The sequence below is a fragment of the Microcoleus sp. bin38.metabat.b11b12b14.051 genome, assembly GCF_013299165.1.
In the GTDB taxonomy this organism is placed as follows: Bacteria; Cyanobacteriota; Cyanobacteriia; order Cyanobacteriales; family Microcoleaceae; genus Microcoleus.
In genome coordinates, this window is the sequence record NZ_JAAFKD010000009.1 from 111,128 (window position 1) to 130,082 (window position 18,955).

Annotated in this window: 16 protein-coding genes; 13 read left to right on the forward strand and 3 right to left on the reverse strand. The window is 44.0% G+C overall.

What is annotated here, in order from left to right:
- Window positions 1–73: 73 nt before the first annotated feature.
- The 13 genes from galE to QZW47_RS12280 all read left to right on the forward strand — a co-directional run bounded on the left by galE (window position 74) and on the right by QZW47_RS12280 (window position 14,995).
- The gene (gene galE, locus QZW47_RS12220) at window positions 74–1,075 is read left to right on the forward strand and encodes a UDP-glucose 4-epimerase GalE (RefSeq protein WP_293127521.1); all 1,002 of its coding nucleotides are present in this window, start codon (window positions 74–76) and stop codon (window positions 1,073–1,075) included.
- A 181-nt stretch (window positions 1,076–1,256) separates the two neighbouring features.
- Window positions 1,257–2,180, forward strand: a complete 924-nt coding sequence (locus tag QZW47_RS12225) for an alpha-1,2-fucosyltransferase (RefSeq protein WP_293127523.1) — start codon at window positions 1,257–1,259, stop codon at window positions 2,178–2,180.
- A gap of 256 nt (window positions 2,181–2,436) precedes the next feature.
- A complete protein-coding gene (locus QZW47_RS12230; RefSeq protein ID WP_293127525.1) occupies window positions 2,437–3,456 on the forward strand; it encodes a hypothetical protein in 1,020 nt (339 codons plus the stop codon).
- A gap of 2 nt (window positions 3,457–3,458) precedes the next feature.
- Complete coding sequence (locus tag QZW47_RS12235) at window positions 3,459–4,391, forward strand: beta-1,6-N-acetylglucosaminyltransferase (RefSeq protein WP_293127527.1); 933 nt, start codon at window positions 3,459–3,461, stop codon at window positions 4,389–4,391.
- A 101-nt stretch (window positions 4,392–4,492) separates the two neighbouring features.
- On the forward strand, window positions 4,493–5,320 hold the full coding sequence (locus QZW47_RS12240) for a hypothetical protein (RefSeq protein WP_293127529.1): 828 nt from the start codon (window positions 4,493–4,495) through the stop codon (window positions 5,318–5,320).
- 125 nt (window positions 5,321–5,445) lie between these two features.
- On the forward strand, window positions 5,446–6,261 hold the full coding sequence (locus tag QZW47_RS12245) for a class I SAM-dependent methyltransferase (protein ID WP_293127531.1): 816 nt from the start codon (window positions 5,446–5,448) through the stop codon (window positions 6,259–6,261).
- Window positions 6,258–7,415, forward strand: a complete 1,158-nt coding sequence (locus QZW47_RS12250) for a glycosyltransferase family 4 protein (protein ID WP_293127533.1) — start codon at window positions 6,258–6,260, stop codon at window positions 7,413–7,415. The genes QZW47_RS12245 and QZW47_RS12250 overlap by 4 nt, the downstream gene beginning before the upstream one ends.
- An 86-nt stretch (window positions 7,416–7,501) precedes the next feature.
- Entirely contained in the window at window positions 7,502–9,505 is a 2,004-nt protein-coding gene (locus QZW47_RS12255) for an ABC transporter ATP-binding protein (protein ID WP_293127535.1), read from the forward strand.
- A gap of 3 nt (window positions 9,506–9,508) precedes the next feature.
- A complete protein-coding gene (locus QZW47_RS12260) occupies window positions 9,509–10,738 on the forward strand; it encodes a glycosyltransferase family 4 protein (RefSeq protein ID WP_366930864.1) in 1,230 nt (409 codons plus the stop codon).
- Between the two features lie 165 nt (window positions 10,739–10,903).
- Complete coding sequence (locus QZW47_RS12265; RefSeq protein WP_293127537.1) at window positions 10,904–11,854, forward strand: glycosyltransferase family 10; 951 nt, start codon at window positions 10,904–10,906, stop codon at window positions 11,852–11,854.
- A gap of 106 nt (window positions 11,855–11,960) precedes the next feature.
- Window positions 11,961–12,932, forward strand: coding sequence for an Npun_R2821/Npun_R2822 family protein (locus QZW47_RS12270; protein WP_293127539.1), 972 nt, complete (start codon window positions 11,961–11,963; stop codon window positions 12,930–12,932).
- On the forward strand, window positions 12,932–13,798 hold the full coding sequence (locus tag QZW47_RS12275; protein WP_293127541.1) for an Npun_R2821/Npun_R2822 family protein: 867 nt from the start codon (window positions 12,932–12,934) through the stop codon (window positions 13,796–13,798). Before QZW47_RS12270 ends, QZW47_RS12275 begins: the two co-directional genes overlap by 1 nt.
- Window positions 13,799–13,831: 33 nt before the next feature.
- On the forward strand, window positions 13,832–14,995 hold the full coding sequence (locus tag QZW47_RS12280) for an Npun_R2821/Npun_R2822 family protein (protein ID WP_293127543.1): 1,164 nt from the start codon (window positions 13,832–13,834) through the stop codon (window positions 14,993–14,995).
- A 57-nt stretch (window positions 14,996–15,052) separates the two neighbouring features.
- Here the strand turns inward: QZW47_RS12280 and QZW47_RS12285 are convergent, their stop codons facing one another.
- The 3 genes from QZW47_RS12285 to QZW47_RS12295 all read right to left on the reverse strand — a co-directional run bounded on the left by QZW47_RS12285 (window position 15,053) and on the right by QZW47_RS12295 (window position 18,895).
- Window positions 15,053–15,427, reverse strand: coding sequence for a hypothetical protein (locus QZW47_RS12285; RefSeq protein ID WP_293127545.1), 375 nt, complete (start codon window positions 15,425–15,427; stop codon window positions 15,053–15,055).
- Window positions 15,428–15,540: 113 nt separating this feature from the next.
- Entirely contained in the window at window positions 15,541–17,217 is a 1,677-nt protein-coding gene (locus tag QZW47_RS12290; protein WP_293127547.1) for an AarF/ABC1/UbiB kinase family protein, read from the reverse strand.
- A gap of 505 nt (window positions 17,218–17,722) precedes the next feature.
- A complete protein-coding gene (locus tag QZW47_RS12295) occupies window positions 17,723–18,895 on the reverse strand; it encodes a DegT/DnrJ/EryC1/StrS aminotransferase family protein (protein WP_293127549.1) in 1,173 nt (390 codons plus the stop codon).
- Window positions 18,896–18,955 lie beyond the last annotated feature (60 nt).

The window sequence follows — 18,955 nt, forward strand, 5'->3', positions numbered from 1 at the left end:
CAGCTAACAGTTGACAGCTACCTCTCCCGGTCAGGAATAAGATTGAAGCAGTTACAAAACAACCCAAAATAAAATGAGTACAAACAAACCAAAAATTTTGGTAACAGGTGGAGCTGGATATATTGGCTCCCACGCAGTATTAGCCATGAAAAATGCGGGTTACGGCGTGGTAATTTTGGATAATTTAGTTTACGGACACCAAGACTTAGTAGAGCAGGTTTTGCAGGTGGAGTTGGTAGTTGGCGATACCAACGATCGCACTCTTTTAGACAAATTGTTTGCTACCCAGGACATTGCTGCGGTAATGCACTTTTCAGCCTACGCTTATGTAGGCGAATCTGTGACAGATCCAGCTAAATATTACCGCAACAATGTCATCGGCACGATTACACTTTTGGAAGCCATGATTGCGGCCCGAATCAAGAAATTTGTATTTTCTTCTACTTGCGCCACCTACGGCGTACCGCAGAAAATCCCGCTCACCGAAGACCACCCGCAAAATCCGATCAATCCCTACGGTGCTACTAAGTTAATGGTAGAACGAATCTTGTCGGATTTTGACACTGCATACGATTTCAAATCTGTCTGTTTCCGCTATTTTAACGCCGCGGGAGCAGATCCGAGCGGGTTGCTAGGAGAAGATCACAATCCCGAAACTCACCTGATTCCGCTGGTGTTGTTAGCTGCTTTGGGAAAACGAGATTCGATCGCAATTTTCGGCACCGATTACGAGACTCCTGACGGTACTTGCATTCGCGATTACATTCACGTCAACGATTTAGCATCTGCTCACATTTTGGGATTGGAATATTTGTTAAATGGCGGTAAGTCTGACTTCTTTAATTTGGGTAACGGCGGCGGGTTTTCGGTCAAAGAGGTGATTGAAATGGCGCGCCAAGTGACGGGAAAAGAGATAAAGGCTGTGGAGTGCGATAGCCGTCCGGGAGACCCGCCTGCTTTGGTTGGCAGCAGCAAAAAGGCGATCGAAACCTTGGGCTGGCATCCAGAATATCCCGACATTAAGGATATTATAACTCACGCTTGGCAGTGGCACCAAAAACGCCATCATTCTTAGTCTTGAAGGTGCGCGGCGCGCACCTTACTTTTACCAAAGTACAGGGAATTTAAGCCCCCATCTTTAGGTGGATTGTTTTTAGGCAGGCAATTTAAGCCCCTGCCTAAAAACTTCGCACTCCGAAGTCAACCCCTCGACTTCGCTCGGGGCAAGCTGTCAACTGTCAACTGTTAAGAAAAGTATGTTGATAATATCTGCTAAATCGGGACAACTAGGCAACAGACTGCTGCTGTTTGCGAATTTCATTGCTTGGGCGATCGAACACGATTTGACTGTGATCAATCCGGCTTTTGAAGAATATGCAGAATTTTTTGCCGGAACGGCGGGGAATTTTTTGTGCTGTTATCCTCCTCTCAAGTTTACCACGCCTACCAACAAATTTATCAGAAGTCAATATTATAAATTTATCAAATATTTAAGCACCAAGCAAGTATTAGCAACCCAAGAAATTACCAGAGAAAAACCTTTTAGTTGGAGCGCATATCACGAACGACAACCCATCAAACACGGTTCAAACGTTTGTTTTCAAGGCTGGCTGTTTCGAGATGGCTGGTTTGTAGAAGATACGCCCAAGTTGCGAAAGTACGCCGACTCGATTAGAGCCTACTTTACGCCATTAAAACGATATACTGTCAATCCAGAGCGTCTAATTTCCACCATCAAAGACAGCGCCGATATGATTGTCGGAATTCACGTCCGTCAAGGAGATTACGCGCAGCACCAAAATGGCAGGTACTTTTATGAGATCGCTCAATATATCGAAGTCATGAATGCAGTGGTAAATCTATTTGCGGGAAAAACCCTTAAATTTTTAATTTGCTCAAATCTCCCGCAAGCACCGAATGTATTTAAAAGTTTTGACTGTGTTTTTGGCAGCGGTGATTTAATCGAAGATATCTATGCTTTATCTCAGTGCTACTATATTGTCGGGCCGCCTAGTAGTTATAGTATGTGGGCTGCTTTTTACGGTGGAAAACCTCTGTACATGATTAGAGATGTTGGTAAATCAGTTAATCTCAAAGATTTTGTACATTTTTATGATTGGCAAGGAATCTTTAATTATCGAGATAACTGGAACGATAGTTTCTGGGATTGGACACACTGAGGTTGATTGTAGATTGATATAATGTGCGATCGATGGGTTCGTAGTGCGGACTTCAGTCCGCTTTCATTCTGCGGACTGAAGTCCGCACTACAAACCATTTTTTTAAATCTAAAATAGGATTCTAGGTTCGTAGTACGGACTTCAGTCCGCTTCCGGAGAGCGGACTGAAGTCCGCACTACGAACCATACTACAAACCATTTTTTTTAATCTAAAATAGGATTCAATGAATACTTGCTCAGTTGCCAACTAGATAGCATGAATGAGAATTTACCGCCGATTTATTTTTACATTCCCCAAAGCCAGTGGCCCGTAGGAGAGTTGCCGCAAAGTCCAGAGGAATACTGGCAGTGGATGAGTTTTTGGGGCAGCAGGTACGGCCGCGGAAAGTATGATTGGACTCTGCAAACTTATCTTTATTTGAAAGCGGACGGGTTGCCTTGTCAATTAATAGATTTTATGCCGGAACGAGGGATTGTGGTGTCCCATCGAGATTTTTTATCGGATAATTTACAACCGCTACCAAAGTTGCTGATTGTTTGTATTAAAGTCGATCGCTCGCCTCACCCTTATGCTCAGTTGCAAGTAGTGCAGAACGATCGCGATTCGCTATTTAATCGATCGCCCAATTTATGGCAGTGTCACCCCTTGAAATTTTGGCTGCAACCCGGGTTGATTCCCCGCGACCCCAGCCGGGGCGAAATCTTTGAGAAAGTCGCCTTCTTCGGGGTTACAGGAACTCTAGCGCCCGAATTGCAAGCACCTAGTTGGGGAGAAAAACTAGCTGCTTTGGGTTTGCAGTGGGAAGTTGTGGGGTGCGATCGCTGGCACGATTACAGTACAGTCGATGCGATCGTGGCGGTTCGCAGCTTTGAGGCTTCACAGACTTTTGACTCGAAACCTCCCTCGAAATTGATTAACGCTTGGCACGCGGGCATTCCGGCGGTTCTGGGACGCGAATCTGCCTACCGCAGCGAACGCCAAAGCGCGCTCGATTACATAGAAGTAGCTTCGCCCGAGGAAGCCATTGCTGCTGTTGAGATGCTACAGGGCGATCGGAATTTGCGGCGGGCAATCATCGAAAATGGTAGAATCAGAGCGCAGGAAACCGGAAATCCGCAGATTGTGGAACAGTGGCGCCATTTTTTGACAAACGTAGCTGTTCCTGCTTATTACCGTTGGTGTACCGCATCAATTTGGCAGCAACAAATATTTTTAACACGCCGCTATTTAACTATGAAAGCAAACCGCCTACATCAATTTGTATCAGAGAAATAGCCGTGAAAATTTCCTATTTTATCCAAACTCATCAAAATCCCCAACAAATTTATCGCCTGATTCGTACCATCAAAAAATCTAGCCCTCACGCTCAAATTCTGATCAATCACAACTTTCACAGGTGCGATTTAGACTTAACTCCGCTGCAAGATTTATCAGATATTCATTTATTGGAAAATCAAGAATATTTAATTCGCGCTGATTTTTCTTGTCAAGTTCAACCCTATTTAAACGCTATCAACTGGTTATTTGCAAATAACTCGGATTTTGACTGGCTGATTAATTTGACTGGCCAAGATTATCCGACTCAACCGCTATCAAAAACTGAGGATTTTCTCGCGCAAACCGACGCCGACGGTTTTATTCGGTATTGGGATGTTTTGGCTGAGGGAATACCTTGGGATCGAGACAAGGGATGCAAGCGATATTATTGTCGTTACTGGCGAATTCCCGGGCGCTGGAGTTACAGATTTTTGAAAGAGTTTCAGCAGTTGCGGGCGGTGAAAACATTGACGCCCCTGCAATTTTACCTGACTTACGGCCCGCTGGTGGGTATACCGCGCCGATCGACCTTATTTAGCGATCGATTTATTTGCTACGGCGGTTGGGCATGGTATACTCTTTCTCGAAAATGCGTCAAATATATCAAAGATTTTGTGAACGCTCGCCCAGATTTTGTAGATTACTACCAAAAAACTGTAGTACCTGAAGAGTCTTTCGTTCAGACAATCTTGGTCAACAATCCCAACTTAAATCTGGTGAATGACGACAAACGCTATATTGATTATACCCACGCCGTCGCAGGTTCGCCCCGAACGCTGACTGTGCAAGATTATGCAACAATTACTAACGGCAATTTTCACTTTGCGCGCAAATTTGACACCACACAAGATGGGCAAATTCTTGACAAACTAGATTCCTTAATTTTAAATTAAAAAAACAGGTTCGTAGTGAGGACTTTAGTCCTTAGCAAAGAAAGGACTAAAGTCCTCACTACGAACACCGGAACGGGCATAGGAAACGAGCTATTTTTTTTATGAAATTAGAAACCCAGGGATTTATCACGATTTTAACAGGTCTTTACTCATTCCAAGATTGCATTCATTTTCTGGCGTCTGTCAGGAAGTTTCACCGGGAACCAATTGTAATTTTAATCGATAGAGTCCCGAAAATTTTATATCCTTTACTTCAGGTGTTCGGCAATGTCATATTGCAAACAGCACCCTCTCACGAAAATCCTGTTTTAGCGTCCCGACAAGCTAAACTGGCATTGTACAAAGAATCCCTATTTGACAAGACTATTTATATGGATTGCGATATTTGCTTGCTGTCGCCAATACAAGAAGTTTTCGACTATCTTGACGCGGTGGATTTGTTGGTAACAGAAGACGTGCAGCCTGCAATTGCTAAAGCGGGCAATTTATTAAGAGTCAAGCAAGATATTCTGTCAACTTTGCAATCTGTAGGATTGCCGCTCAACGAAAATAGCATTCAATACAACGGCGGATTTATCGCTTTTACGAAAAGCAGTAAAAATCACGAACTCTTCCAAAAATTTCACAAGTATTTCGAGATAGTAGTTGCCAATCAAAATGTGCTACTATTGAAAGATCAAGGTGCTTTTGCTGCTGCCATTGAATCTGTGAAACCGAAAATGAAAACTTTGTCTCCTGTTTACAACTACTTGGATAAGTGGAAAGACGTTTATGCGATCGACCAACCGATAAAAGTCATGCACTGCACCTATCCCTACCGCCCGCAGTACGCCAAGAACGTAACGCGATCGCTCTTTACTCGAATAGTCGATCGCACCGCAAAAATATTTTTACCAAACCAAATCAACAATCCCTGGCGTTTAAAATAAACTTCCCTATTATACCAACCCTGCCAAAATTGCTCCCCATCGCACACACTCTCCGCTCTCTCTGCGTCCTCTGCGCCCTCTGCGGTTAAAAATCACAAAAGATAAATAGGAGCGCTCTAGTTACCGTGCAACACTATACCAAAGAACTATATCACTACCTGCAAAAAACCGCACAAGAATCAGCAAAAGAAATCATCCCCATCCTGTGGGAATTCGTACAGCCCAAGCGAGTAATTGATGTCGGCTGCGGTACGGGGACTTGGCTGTCCGTTTTCCAAGAATACGGCGTTAAAGATATATTAGGAATTGACGGCGATTGGGTAGACCCAAAAATGCTAGAAATCCCTGAAACCAACTTTTTAGTATTAGATATAAGCCAACCTTTACCCGTCGAACAACAATTTGACTTAGTAGTTTCTTTAGAAGTAGCAGAACACTTGCCCCCTGAGTGTGCCGCAGTATTTGTAGAGTCTTTAGTCAAGCTCGGATCGGTGATTTTATTCTCAGCCGCAGTACCATTTCAAGGAGGAACAAATCACCTTAACGAACAGTGGCCCGAGTATTGGGCAAAACTATTTGCATCCCAAGGATATGTAGCGATTGACTGCGTGAGAAATAAAATATGGCAAAACGATCGAGTAAAATGGTACTACGCCCAAAATCTACTTATATTTGCCAATGTTGAATATCTGACCGCCAATCCAGTATTGCAAAAAGAGGCAGACCGAACTAACATTTTTCAACTTTCCTTAATTCATCCGCAGCTTTATTTACGAACAGCATCCGAAGCCATCAAATTAAGACAAGAAATCAAAGATGCTTTAGCCTTAAAAGATCCGAGGATTTCCCTAAAAAAAGTATTATTTGCATTGCTACCCTTGACAATGTATCGGTTAAGCAGGAAAATAAAGCAAATTTTTTCAAAAAAAATTACCAAATGAAAGTTTCATTAGTAGTAAGCGATTTGTCCGGAGGAGGTGCAATTCGTGCTTTTCTCCTAGCTCAAGTTTTGATCGAGCTTAAATGTGATGTAGAAGTTATAGGATTTCAGTTTGGCAAGGAATTGTATGCTATACCTCCGAGAGGCATCCCAGTATGTGCGATCCCGGGTAAAAACTATCCGGGTTTTTTGGTGGATGCTCAAAAAGTTTTGCAAAAAATAGATGGGGATATTATTTATGCGGTGAAACCTAAACCTACAAGCTTTGGTTTATCGCTGCTCAAAAAAATCGAGACACGCCGCCCTGTCATTTTAGATATAGATGACTGGGAGCTTAGCTGGTTCGGCGGTGACGAATGGAAATATCGCCCTTCTTTTAAACAACTTTATCGAGATATTTTCAAGCAACACGGTGAGTTGCGAGAACCGGATCATCCGCTGTACATCCAGTGGATGGAAAGTTTAATTTCCCGTGCTGATGCTGTCACCGTCGATACTGAGTTTTTAAAACAGCGTTTTGGTGGTGTATATTTGCCTAATGGCAAGGATACTGAAATGTTCGACCCGGCTAAATACAATCCTGAATTGAGCAGAGAGCGTTACGGCTTGTCCGGCTATAGAGTTCTGATGTTTCCCGGTGCGCCCCGAGCTCACAAAGGTGTTGAGGATGTTTTGATGGCCCTCGAACAGTTAAATGAGCCAGATTTGAAATTAGCGATCGTCGGGGGAAGTCCTTATGATGATTATGATGATAGACTTATGCAACAATGGGGGCATTGGATTGTTAAACTGCCGAAGTTTCCTGTGGAAACGATGCCGTCAGTTGTGGCGGCGGCTCACATTGTGGTTGTTCCTCAGCGAGACACTCTGACAGCGGTGGCTCAGTTTCCGCTCAAGCTGACAGATGGCATGGCAATGGCTAAGCCTGTTTTGTCGGCGCGCGTGGGAGATATTCCTGCAATTTTAGGCGGAACTGGTTATTTAGTCGAGCCGAGTTCTCCAGCTCAAATTTCCCAAAAAATTCAATGGATATTTCAAAATTTGACAGCCGCGAATTTGCAAGGAATCAAAGCTCGGGAAAGATGCGTGAAAAAATATAGCATTCAAGCAATGGCACCGATACTTTCAGATATAATTGCAGGTATCTCTAGGTGATCTGCAAGAAACTGAATGGAGGAAGAAAAACTGGCTGTAATTAAAGAATATTTTGAGATGCCATACTGTTTAGCTGGGAATGCTTCATGTCTGCCAATAAGCTACTCCTAAAATTTGCCAGACGATATCCGGGCAGGATTCTGTTAACTGTGATGCTGGGCTTTTCTGGGGCTTTATTCAGCGGTATCAGCACTACTCTGATTGTACCAGTGCTTTTAAGTTTTTTGGGAGAAGCTATCGAGCTGCGCGGCGCTCCACCTCTGATTAAAAGTTTGATGTATCCCTTTCAGGGAATGCCTGAAACTCAACGTTTAATGTTGATGACCGGGGCGATTCTTCTGGCAATTTTTTTGAAAAATGTTGCTAGTTATATCAATACTTTAGTAGCCACATCTCTGACGCGCTCTCTGACTTTTGATTTGCGAGAAGCAGGTTTGCGGTTGTTGCTAGAAGTAGATTTAGACTTTTATTCTAAAACTAAAGTTGGGGATTTAATTAATCGGTTGGGCGGAGAGATTGGCAGGACTGCGAGTGCGGTTGGCACGGCTATCGCCATGTTTACTACCTCAATTACCGTTTTGGTGTTTGTGGGTTTGCTACTTTCTATTTCTTGGAAACTGACGCTGACATCTACCGTTTTGCTGGCGTTAGTTGCTTGGACAAATCAATATATTATTAACCGTTCCAAGCATTTTGGCCACCTGCTTTCTGAAATGTCGAAAGATTATTCGGTTAGGGTTCTCGAAACTATGACGGGCATTCGGTTGGTCAAGTCAACGGGAAACGAGGAAAGAGAGTATCAACGGATTAAGAATTTAATTCAAAAGCGAGAAGAAGCTGATTTTCAGGCTCAGGTAAATTATGCGGCGATCGCCCCGATTAACGAAGTTGTTAATTTGATTGTGATTATTTTGATCGTGTTTATGGGGCGCACCATTTTTTCCAATGAAATAGAGTCGATTTCTACGGTATTGTTGACTTATTTATTGGTACTTTTTAGATTGATTCCTTTTATTTCTCAGTTGAATAGCGGGCGGAGTCAATTTGCTAATACTTCGGCGAGCGTCGAGGTGGTAAATGATTTTTTGAGCTGCGATGACAAGCCGTTTATGCTGAACGGTTCAGTGCCTTACACTCATTTGCAATCGGGAATTCATTTTAATAATATATCTTTTAATTATCCGAATCACAAAAATTTGGTGTTGCAAGGAATTGATTTATTTCTCCCTCACGGTACTACTTTGGCTTTGGTAGGAAATTCTGGTTCTGGTAAGTCAACTTTGGCAGATTTGCTGCCGAGATTTTACGATCCTACTCAAGGTCATATCTCGATAGATGGCAGGGATTTGCGCGAATTTGAGCTAAAAAGTCTCAGACAAGCGATGGGTATTGTTAGCCAAGATACGTTTTTGTTTAATACTTCAGTGCGCGAAAATATTGCTTACGCTAGGCCGCAAGCGACGGAAGAAGAAATTGTGGAAGCGGCGAAGGGAGCTAATGCTTATGAGTTTATCCAACTATTACCGGAGGGGCTGGATACTCAAATTGGCGATCGCGGTGTGATACTATCGGGAGGGCAGCGTCAAAGAATTTCCATTGCCAGAGCTTTGCTGCAAAACCCGGAAATCTTAATTTTAGATGAGGCTACGAGTTCCCTAGATACGGTTTCGGAAAGGTACGTGCAAGGGGCGATCGAGAAACTGAGTTGCGATCGCACAACCCTAGTAATCGCCCACCGCCTCTCCACAGTCCAAAAAGCTGACAAAATAGCCGTGATCGAGCGCGGACAAGTAGTAGAAATTGGCTCCCACGAAGAATTGCTAGCCAAAGGAGGTTACTACACCCGCTTGTACTCTATGCAATTTGCCGAAGAAACCGCCCGCGATGAAGCTCTGATTAGAGGTTCTTACGAAATCCGCACTCGCCTGACTCCAATGATAGCTTACCTAAAATTGCTAGTCGATGAAATGGTAGATTCCCCCGAAGAAAGAGACGAGTTAATCAGAGAATCCTATCACTCTGCTGCTAATATCTTCACTACTTTAGAATTTATAGAAAATACGATCAAGCGTCAGGCTGTTAAAAAGTAGAAAATGAGTGAGAAATCCATGTCTCAATATTATGTATTTTTTACCAGAAATATTTTACCGCAACCGAATGTAGCCAGCTTAGTTCAAGTTGCACACTCTGCCAACGCCGCAGCAAATCTCGGTTATCCAGCAGTTTTGGTATACCTCCGCAAAGGTTGGAGTGCTTTAAATCCCGTTGATTTGATATTTCCTTTTCAACCGCGAAAACCCGACGACAAACTTGCCAAAATTTACAATCTTCAAGGACAGCTAAAAGTAGCAGATTTACCTTTACCGTGGCCCATCGATTTTGGCAACAGCAAGTGGACGAATCCGAGTACAATAGTTTCAAAATACTATTTACCAATTCACCTGCTGAAATCCACTAAAATCGTCCACAGCCGCGACTGGAACTTTGTCAAAGCTGCGATTAAAAACGGAATTCCCGCTATCTACGAACAACACCACCATGAAGATAAGCAGTTTGAGCCGGAAATTGTGCGCGATCCTTTATTTCAAATTGCTGTTACCGTCGCCGATACTGTCCGACAAAGCACGATCGAGAATGGGATGCCGCCCGAAAAAGTAATTACGCTGCATAACGGTTTTAATCAGTTGTTTCTCGCCAGACAAACAGCATCAGCCGAGAATTGGCGGCAGCAATTATTAGCAGGTGAAAGGCACTACTTAGCCGTTTACGCGGGCGGGCTGTACCCGTTTAAAGGTGTGGATATGCTGGTGGATGTAGCGCGGGAGTTGCCGGAAGTTCAATTTGCGATCGCCGGTGGGGACTCATCCCAAGTAACAGCCTACCAGCAGTTAGCCAAAGACAAGCAAGTTAACAACATAAATTTTCTCGGCTACCTGCCTCAAAATCAACTAGCCAGCTTGTTGCAAGCAGCCGACGTGTTGACTCACCCTCACTGTCTGACAAAAGCCGCGACATTCACATCTCCTTTGAAGTTCTTTGATTATATGGCGTCGGGTAGCGCGATCGTCGCCACAGAGATTGCATCTTTAATGGAATTTAAATCGGGAAATATAGCAGCAATTTGGTGCGAGCCAGATAACCCGCACAAGTTCGCGCAAAGCATCCGAGATAGTTTAGCGAAATATCCGAGGAGAAGCGAAGGTTATGCAGAAACATTAAATTTTGTCAAGCAGTTTTCCTGGGAAAATAGAATACAGAAAATTTTGAGTTATGTGGATGACTCAGTTGTAGGGTGCGTCAGTACGCAGGCGATAAACAATTGATAAAACGATCAAAACTGACGCACCATTAACTGTGCGGTGCGTCAGCTATTAAACGATCAGAACTGACGCACCATTAACTGTGCGGTGCGTCAGCTCTTGAATTATCAATTATTCCGAAAATAACCCAAGCTGACGCACCCTACATATTACTACATACTACTAATTATGAACCCCAAAATAATCGGCACAATCACCACTTACCCAGCCATGAACCAAAGCGATTGGCTGTGGCAACAAACACCTCACAACTTCGGCAAATGGGGCAACATTCAAATGCTCGCCAACCATCCAGAACCAGACTTTTTGCTGATGTATCAATTCGACTTTCCCCGATCGCCCAAAAATCAGTCCTGGCTCGATAAAATACGCCAATACAAGCATCGACACCAAAAAAATGACATTCGAGAGCAATTTCGCAACGTTCCCAAAGAACGCATTATTTACCTAATTAGAGAGCCGCCTTTAGCAGAAGTAATTGAGATTACTAAAGCCAACTACGAACAAGCAAAATTTCATTGTGGTTACATTTCCGGCCCCGACGACTTCGCACCAAAACCCGATTATATGCCCGCGATTTGGTATCACTCTAACTCATTTCGAGAACTTAATGAAATGCCACCACCAAATAAGACTAAATCCTGTTCTTGGATAACTTCAGGCGTCAGCCGCACCGCCAACCACCGACGTAGATTAGATTTTATCAAATTGCTGCAAGAAGCAGAATTAGACTTTGACCTTTACGGGCGCAACTTGCCAACTTGGGCCCTGGGAAACGGCACGGTTAACAATAAATGGCACGCTGTCGCGCCTTATTATTACAATTTGGCTGTGGAGAATTATGCAGAAAATGATTGGTATGTCAGCGAGAAACTTTGGGATGCTTTGTTAGCTTGGAATTTGCCGATTTATTACGGCGGGGCGGCGGCGGATAAGTTATTGCCGGCAGGAAGTTTTTTGCGGCTTCCCAGTTTGGACGAGAAGGGAGTAGAATTTATTAAAGAGGTGACTGCGACGCCCGATTATTGGCAGGAAGCGAGGGAGAAAATTGCTGAAGCGAGACAAATCATTCTCCACGAATTAAACTTGCTGAATTGGCTGTCTAATTTTACATCTTAGGAAAAAGTTAAAAAATAGGTTTGTAGTGAGGACTTTAGTCCGCATCAAAGAAAGGACTAAAGTCCTCACTACGAACCTTTTTATGAGATGAGTGGGTGGGAATTATATGAATGGAATTTGCACGTTAGCCAATGATACCGTTTACGACCAATTAATTGCCTTGCTCAACAGTATAGAAGTAATTTTAGGCTTAAATATTCCTGTTTGTATTTATCCTTTTGACGAGCAAGTACAGCAAATTAAATCAGAAATTGTCAACCGTCCCAACGTCTTTATTTATGAAGATAGCGCATCAATTCAGCGATGGGATAAATTCATGCAAGCAGCCGCGCCCGATCGCCTAAATCGCAAAAAATTTCGGCTTTATGGCGCGCACCGCCGCTTTTGCGCCTTCGACGGCCCGTTTGAAAAGTTTATTTACATGGATGCGGATACTTTAGCGATGAATTCGTTTGACGCCGTTTTCGATCGATTAAATAAATCCGACTTTGTGGTTTATGATTTCCAATTTACCGACCCAACTAAAGTATACAATGTTTCTTCTCCTAAACTATTACAAGTCTTCGATAAAAATCGTGTAAATTCAGAAATATTCTGTTCTGGTTTTTACGGTAGCAAGCAAGGTATATTTGATATAAATACCAGAGAATTGCTGTTATCTCACCTGCAATCTGGGGAAGCGGAAATTTTGTATGAAGGTGCTGGAGAACAGCCGCTGCTCAATTATATGGTGATGAAAACTGGGATGAATAGCTATAACTTTGCTCGCAGTCTTCCCGACAATCAAAAAACCGGGTGCAGCGTTACTTCCAAGCATTTTCAAGAGCAAGATCGGGTTTTGTACGACAAGGGAAACCGACTTACTTACATTCATTATATTGGGGTGCAGCCAGATTTGATTCGCAGGGTTTGTGCTGGCGAAAATATTGAGTTTCCCTATCGCGATTTGTTTCTGCACTATCGCTATCTGCGGGAACCGGAAAAACGACCGATTTTTACGGAACCGCTAAAGTCTTATGCTGATGTTTCGGCGCGGAATTTGCTACAAAGAGTGTTGAGAAGGTTGAGGATAAGTTGATGAATCGTGGTATTTATATTGTTGCTAATGATAAGGTGATCGAAAGTGCGATCGCCCTGATAGCCAGCATACGCCTGTACAATTGTCAAGTACCAATTTTTTTAATCCCGTTTGACGACAATTATCAGCAAGTCGCAGCCGCACTCAGCAGCCTCTACGGGGTGCGATTGTTCCCAAATCAGGAGTTTGTCGAACAGTTTACCAGGGAAATCGGCCAAATATTCGATCGTACTTTTCTCGCCCTTCCCAACAAAATGCGGAAACTCTGCGCCTGGTTTGGCCCCCTAGACGAATTTCTGTACATCGATACCGACATCATCGTTTTTGAAGACATCGCAGCCAACCTCAACAAACTCTCAGAAGTAGACTTTTTTTGCTGCGACTACCACCACCTCACCGAAAAACTGCGAAATGTATTTTCATCTATTGTACCAGCACAAAATATCTTTACCGACTCACAGCTTCAAGATGTATTCAACAGCGGTTTTTGGGCTTCCAGAAAAGGAACTATTACAGAATCACAAATGTATCAAATTTTGCGGGAATGTTCGCAGCATCGAGAATATTTTGACTTTACTCAAAATGTCACAGATCAACCTCTCCTAAATTACATCATTCTCAAGCTGATTCCCAAGCGCTGCAATCTTGTTAAAATTTCTGCCGCCGAACCGGGAAGCTGGGCCGGTTCTAAACATTTTCAACAAATAGATTATGTGCTTTATGACAAAGGGAAAAGGTTAAAATATATTCACTGGGCGGGGATACCAATTAAATCCGGTAGTCCTTATTGGAAGCTTTGGCAACATTATCGTTATTTGGATGATAAAAAACTTAATTTAATGCAAAAAATATTCCGATATTTGTAGGGTGTGTTGGGCGCTGTTTTGATATTTGCTATAATGCGAAATTATTCGCCAGCGCCCAACGCACCTGACGCGATGAATGGGTGCGTTGGGCGCTATATTCATATTCTATCATGCCGAGATTATTGGGAAGCGCCCAACACACCCTACGGGATTAATCTATTACTAACAACTATGACTGATGGCATTTATATTCTGGGAAACGATGTAGTTTTTGACCATTTAATCGCTTTATTGAACAGTCTCGAAGTTAATGCTGCGCCAAATATTCCTGTTTGCATCATTCCATACAATGATAACTTGCAAAAAGTTCGACTAGAAATTGCCTCGCGCAGCAATGTTACTCTATTTGAAAATACCGATTCCATCCAATATTGGGAAGACTTCGCAACTAAAGCTTGGACATCTCACGAAAAAGCTCAAAAAACTTGGCAAGCTAAAGGTTGGGCGCCAGTTCACTGTTTGGGAATGCACCGCAAATTTTGCTGTTTTGACGGGGATTTTGACAAATTTGTTTATTTTGATGCGGACACTCTGTCTATGGGTTCTCTGGATTATATTTATCAAAAACTTGATGAATTTGATTGGGTAGCAAACGATTTTCAATATAAATCTGACCTCAATTATGTCTTTGATTTATCATCGGAGAAACTGGCCGAAATCTTCCCGATTGACAAACTGGAATCTCAGATTTTTTGTGCGGGTTGGTTTGCTTCAAAAAAAGGTATTTTAAATCGCTATAACTCAGCCGAACTCTTAAATAAATTGATGTCAGGAGAAGCGGAAGTTCTGTCTTTGCGGGGAACAGACCAACCTTTATTTAACTATTTAGTCGCGCGCAGCAGCATATCTTTTTATAACTTTGCTTATCACCAACGAGAACAAGTGACGGGGAATCATTGGTCTTCTCAATTTGAGGTGATAGATTGTATTTTATACGATCGCGGACGGCGACTGACTTATTTACACTATATGAGCATTTCGGCTGCAAAATTTACTCAATTGTGTGCTGGTGAAGATGTTGAGATTCCCTATCGAGATGTATTTCTGCACTACCGCTATTTGCATTCGCCCCAAACACAGCCACAACTCGCGCCTCCAAGTTTGTGGGTTAGCTTGCAGAGAAATTTCAAAAGCTGGGGAATTCAAAGGGTTAATAATGTTCTATTTAAGTTGCGGATTTTAATAAATAAAAACTAAAGTCCTGACTACGAACCAACCCTCTTCTCGATCTAAAAAGAGGGTCGATGCTAATTCTCATCCTTCAAAAGAATCTAGATCCAAGGCTTGGGAACCTCCGCGTTGTAATTCAATTAAAAGCTTACCTAGTTGAGTCCAAACAAGCCACGCCGTTAGCAAGGTCAGCGGCAAAGCTAGAGCATAAGAAAGTAATTTGGGAAAACCAAAGATTTCCATTCCTGAAGCTAAGAATATGCAAATTCCGCCGGACATTCCCAGAAAAGGTAACTGCAATTGTAGACCTTTCAGGTTAGACAAAGTACGGCTAGAACGATTTTTCGACCACAGTTGTACGGCTTGTTTGAGAGTTGCTTCAAACGCTAAACCGGATGCCATACCTGCTAGTAATCCAGCGGTCATTAAAAAATAGGGAGGTTCTGGAAAATAATACACGAATAATTCCTGAATTTGGGTAATTGGAAATTGGGAATTGGGAATTGGGAATTGGCAAAAGTAGAATTATTTTTCTTCCTTCTTCCTTCTTCCCTCTTCCTTCTTCCTTCTAATTAAAATCGAGTTAGCGAGGCTGCTCCTGCTGTGGAAAACTCTGCCAAAGCGCCTAGAGCAACGTTGAACAGGCGGCCTGGTTGCAAGTCTTGCTTGACTAAGTTCCACAGGCGGCGAACTTCTTCGGTGTGAAGCCGATCGTCCTCAATCAAGGCCAAGATCAATTGGTTTCTAAAAAACGACCCTTCCTCTGACAGCAAAAATTGCAAGCCTAGTTGGGCGGTGGGTAGCAGGTCGAAACTGCGATCGGACCTAGCGATCGCGATCATCTCCTCCAACCTGTTCCACTGGAATTTGCCATCTTTGAATAATACCTCAATCAGGCGCCGCCGCAATGCCGGAGATTCGCCGTTCAACAAACGCCGCGCCACGTAAGGATAAGCCACCTCGACAATCTTGAAATCGGGATTCAGCGTCAGGGCCAAACCTTCTTCTGTTACCAGAGAGCGAATAATTAAGGCAAATTTTGCCGGCACCCGGAAAGGATAATCGTACATCAACTCGGAAAACTGGTCTGTAATCGTCTTGAAGTTAAAATCTGCCACCTTTTCGCCGACGATATCGCCGAGCACAGATTCCAGCGCCGGGACGATCGGCATAATATCTGTATCTGGCGTCAAAAAGCCAAGTTTGACAAAATCCTTGGCTAACTCCAAGTAATCTTTGTTGATCAAATGAACGACAGAATCAACCAAAGTTTCTTTAGTGGGTTCTTCCATCTGATCCATCATCCCGAAATCGATATAAGCCATGCGGCCGTCCGCTAAAGCAAATAGATTTCCCGGATGGGGGTCAGCGTGAAAAAATCCGTGTTCCAGCAACTGCCGCAAACCGCTGCGGACTCCGACTTCAATTAAGCTATCGGTATCCAAACCTGCGGCTTTCACACTTGCCATATCTGTGAGCTTGATGCCGTCAATCCATTCGAGAGTGAGAACGCATTTTGAAGTATGGCGCCAGTAAATACTCGGAACTTTTACTGTGGGGTCGTCGGCAAAATTTGTGGCAAATTTCTCGGCGTTGCGCCCTTCATTGATATAGTCAATTTCCTCGAATAATTTAATACCAAATTCATCGACTATCAAACAAAGGTCGTGACCGAGATTCAGCGGCAGCAACGGGCCCAACAATCCAGCCGCCCAGCGCATTAAGTAAAGGTCAAGGCTCAAGATTGGCAGCAAATTCGGTCGCTGAACCTTAACTGCTACTTGTTCTCCGGTGATTAAACGGGCTTTGTATACTTGACCGAGACTGGCGGCGGCGACAGGTTGGGGGGAGATTTCGCTGTAGGTTTCGCTAATGAGGCGATCGAGTTCGGCTTCAATAATCTTGAAAGCCTGCACCGAGTCAAAGGGCGGCAATTGATCCTGAAGTTTGATCAGTTCTTGGAGAAAGTCTTTGCGGATTAAATCTGGTCTGGTAGAAAGGGCTTGGCCGACTTTAATGAAAGTGGGGCCCAAGCGAGTGAGTATTTGTCGCAGGTGGGCGGCCCGTTCCGGCTGGTGGGCGGCGACTTCGTGCTGCCAACTATCCCACAGCATCCCGAGCACGAAGCCAGCAAAAGACCAAATCACGGTAATTGCTCGCCAAATTGCTTTCCAAGGACGGTTGCGGTAATACTGAGCGATCGCTTGTGGATCGTAGCGTCTAGCCTGAGTGAATTGATACTGACGCACTCGTTTATTTTCCTCTGATTTTATGAAAATTGCAGGTTAAATTGAGAATTGAGAATTGGGCATTAGACAGCCAGGATCGGGTATCGGGCAAAAAGAAGTCAAAATTAAAACCTTCTTCATGCAGAACCTCTTCCTTGTGGATTGACTCGCCCAAAAACGGGTAGAACCCCCGACACCAGGAGTAGAGAACCCCAAATTTTAGACCCAAGTTCAAGCTCTCAGACTCATCTGTGGAGTAAATCTAAAATCTAAAATCTAAAATCTAAAATCGACTGACCGATCGCAAATTTTAGGCGAGGGGAAAATGCACCCGTTTCAGGCGGATTGCCAGCCTAAATTTGTTTCTTTTCATTAAGATTATAGTACATAAAAGTACAAGTCCTCAGTCAAAATACTTAACCGCTCTCCTTGACTGTCGCACTTGCTCGCCCCACTGCAACCGGTGCAATTCCTTTCTCCTACTGCGTTTACCTTGATTCTGGCATCGTCGGAAAGCTACCGGATGCTATCTGCCCTTAGCCAAACAATCTTTGAGTCCATAAATCGCCCGCTCTTGTTGATCCCTCGAAAGTTCCGGGAACATCGGTAAAGACAGCACCTCGCGACAAACTTGCTCGGCCACAGGTAACTGACCGACTTCATAGCGCAAAGCTTTGTAAACAGGTTGCAGGTGCAAAGGTAACGGATAGTAAACCATCGAACCGATGCCGGATTCCTGCAATTTAGTCCGCACCGAGTCTCGAAAATTGTCAGAGGAATTGGGTTCGCTTTCTTGACTTGTCAGCCGAATTGTGTCTTGACTTGTCAGCCGAATTGTGTATTGATTCCAAACTCCCTTGGCTGCCGGCAATTCCTTGGGGACAGCAACTCCGGGCACGCGGGAGAGAAATTCGCCATAAACGGCTGCTTTCTCGCGCCGCTGGGCGTTCCAACTGTCGAGATAGCGCAGTTTAATGCTGAGAATCACCGCTTGTATGGCATCTAAACGGCTGTTGTAGCCGATTTCTTCGTAAAAATATCTAGAAGACTGTCCGTGTTCTTTCAGCATCCGCATCGAAGCTGCGAGGGATCGATCGTTCGTCGTCACCGCTCCGCCATCCCCGCAAGCGCCTAAATTTTTGGTTGGATAAAAGCTGAAGCAGCCCACATGGCCGATGCTGCCGACTTTTCGAGACTCCCACTCGGCGCCGACAGATTGGGCGCAATCTTCAATTACCGCTAAATTGTGCCGCGTCGCAATTTCCATCAACCGAGTCATGTCTGCGGGTTGGCCGAAGATATGAACCGGCATAATTGCCTTGGTTTTTTCGGTAATTGCCGCTTCCAAGAGCTCGACATTCAGATTAAAAGTCCCGCTGTCAATATCGACAAACACGGGAGTTGCACCCACAGCGCTAATTGTTTCCGCCGAAGCGAAGAAGGTAAAAGGAGTGGTAATCACTTCATCGCCAGGGCCGATTTTGAGAGCTCGCAAAGCCAAAATCAGGGCATCGGTGCCGGAGTTGCAGCCAACGCAGTCGGAAACGCCCGTGTAGTTGGCAAACTCTTGCTCAAAACTCTTGACGGCTGGGCCGCCTACATAGCCGCCAGAGGCGAGCACTTTTTGCACCGCAGCGCCGATTTCGTCGCCAATCTGGGCGTACTGCTGGGTTAAGTCGAGGGGGGGAACGTTATTCACTCTTGACACCACAAATTGCAACCATCATCAAAGCAAATTTTTACAGTAAAAATGTTTCTC

Excerpts from the sequence above, each read along its gene's own strand:
- galE (WP_293127521.1), top strand. The coding sequence starts at position 74 with ATGAGTACAAACAAACCAAAAATTTTGGTAACAGGTGGAGCTGGATAT.
- QZW47_RS12225 (WP_293127523.1), top strand. The coding sequence starts at position 1,257 with ATGTTGATAATATCTGCTAAATCGGGACAACTAGGCAACAGACTGCTG.
- QZW47_RS12230 (WP_293127525.1), top strand. The coding sequence starts at position 2,437 with ATGAATGAGAATTTACCGCCGATTTATTTTTACATTCCCCAAAGCCAG.
- QZW47_RS12240 (WP_293127529.1), top strand. The coding sequence starts at position 4,493 with ATGAAATTAGAAACCCAGGGATTTATCACGATTTTAACAGGTCTTTAC.
- QZW47_RS12250 (WP_293127533.1), top strand. The coding sequence starts at position 6,258 with ATGAAAGTTTCATTAGTAGTAAGCGATTTGTCCGGAGGAGGTGCAATT.
- QZW47_RS12255 (WP_293127535.1), top strand. The coding sequence starts at position 7,502 with ATGTCTGCCAATAAGCTACTCCTAAAATTTGCCAGACGATATCCGGGC.
- QZW47_RS12260 (WP_366930864.1), top strand. The coding sequence starts at position 9,509 with ATGAGTGAGAAATCCATGTCTCAATATTATGTATTTTTTACCAGAAAT.
- QZW47_RS12265 (WP_293127537.1), top strand. The coding sequence starts at position 10,904 with ATGAACCCCAAAATAATCGGCACAATCACCACTTACCCAGCCATGAAC.
- QZW47_RS12270 (WP_293127539.1), top strand. The coding sequence starts at position 11,961 with ATGAATGGAATTTGCACGTTAGCCAATGATACCGTTTACGACCAATTA.
- QZW47_RS12275 (WP_293127541.1), top strand. The coding sequence starts at position 12,932 with ATGAATCGTGGTATTTATATTGTTGCTAATGATAAGGTGATCGAAAGT.
- QZW47_RS12280 (WP_293127543.1), top strand. The coding sequence starts at position 13,832 with ATGCGAAATTATTCGCCAGCGCCCAACGCACCTGACGCGATGAATGGG.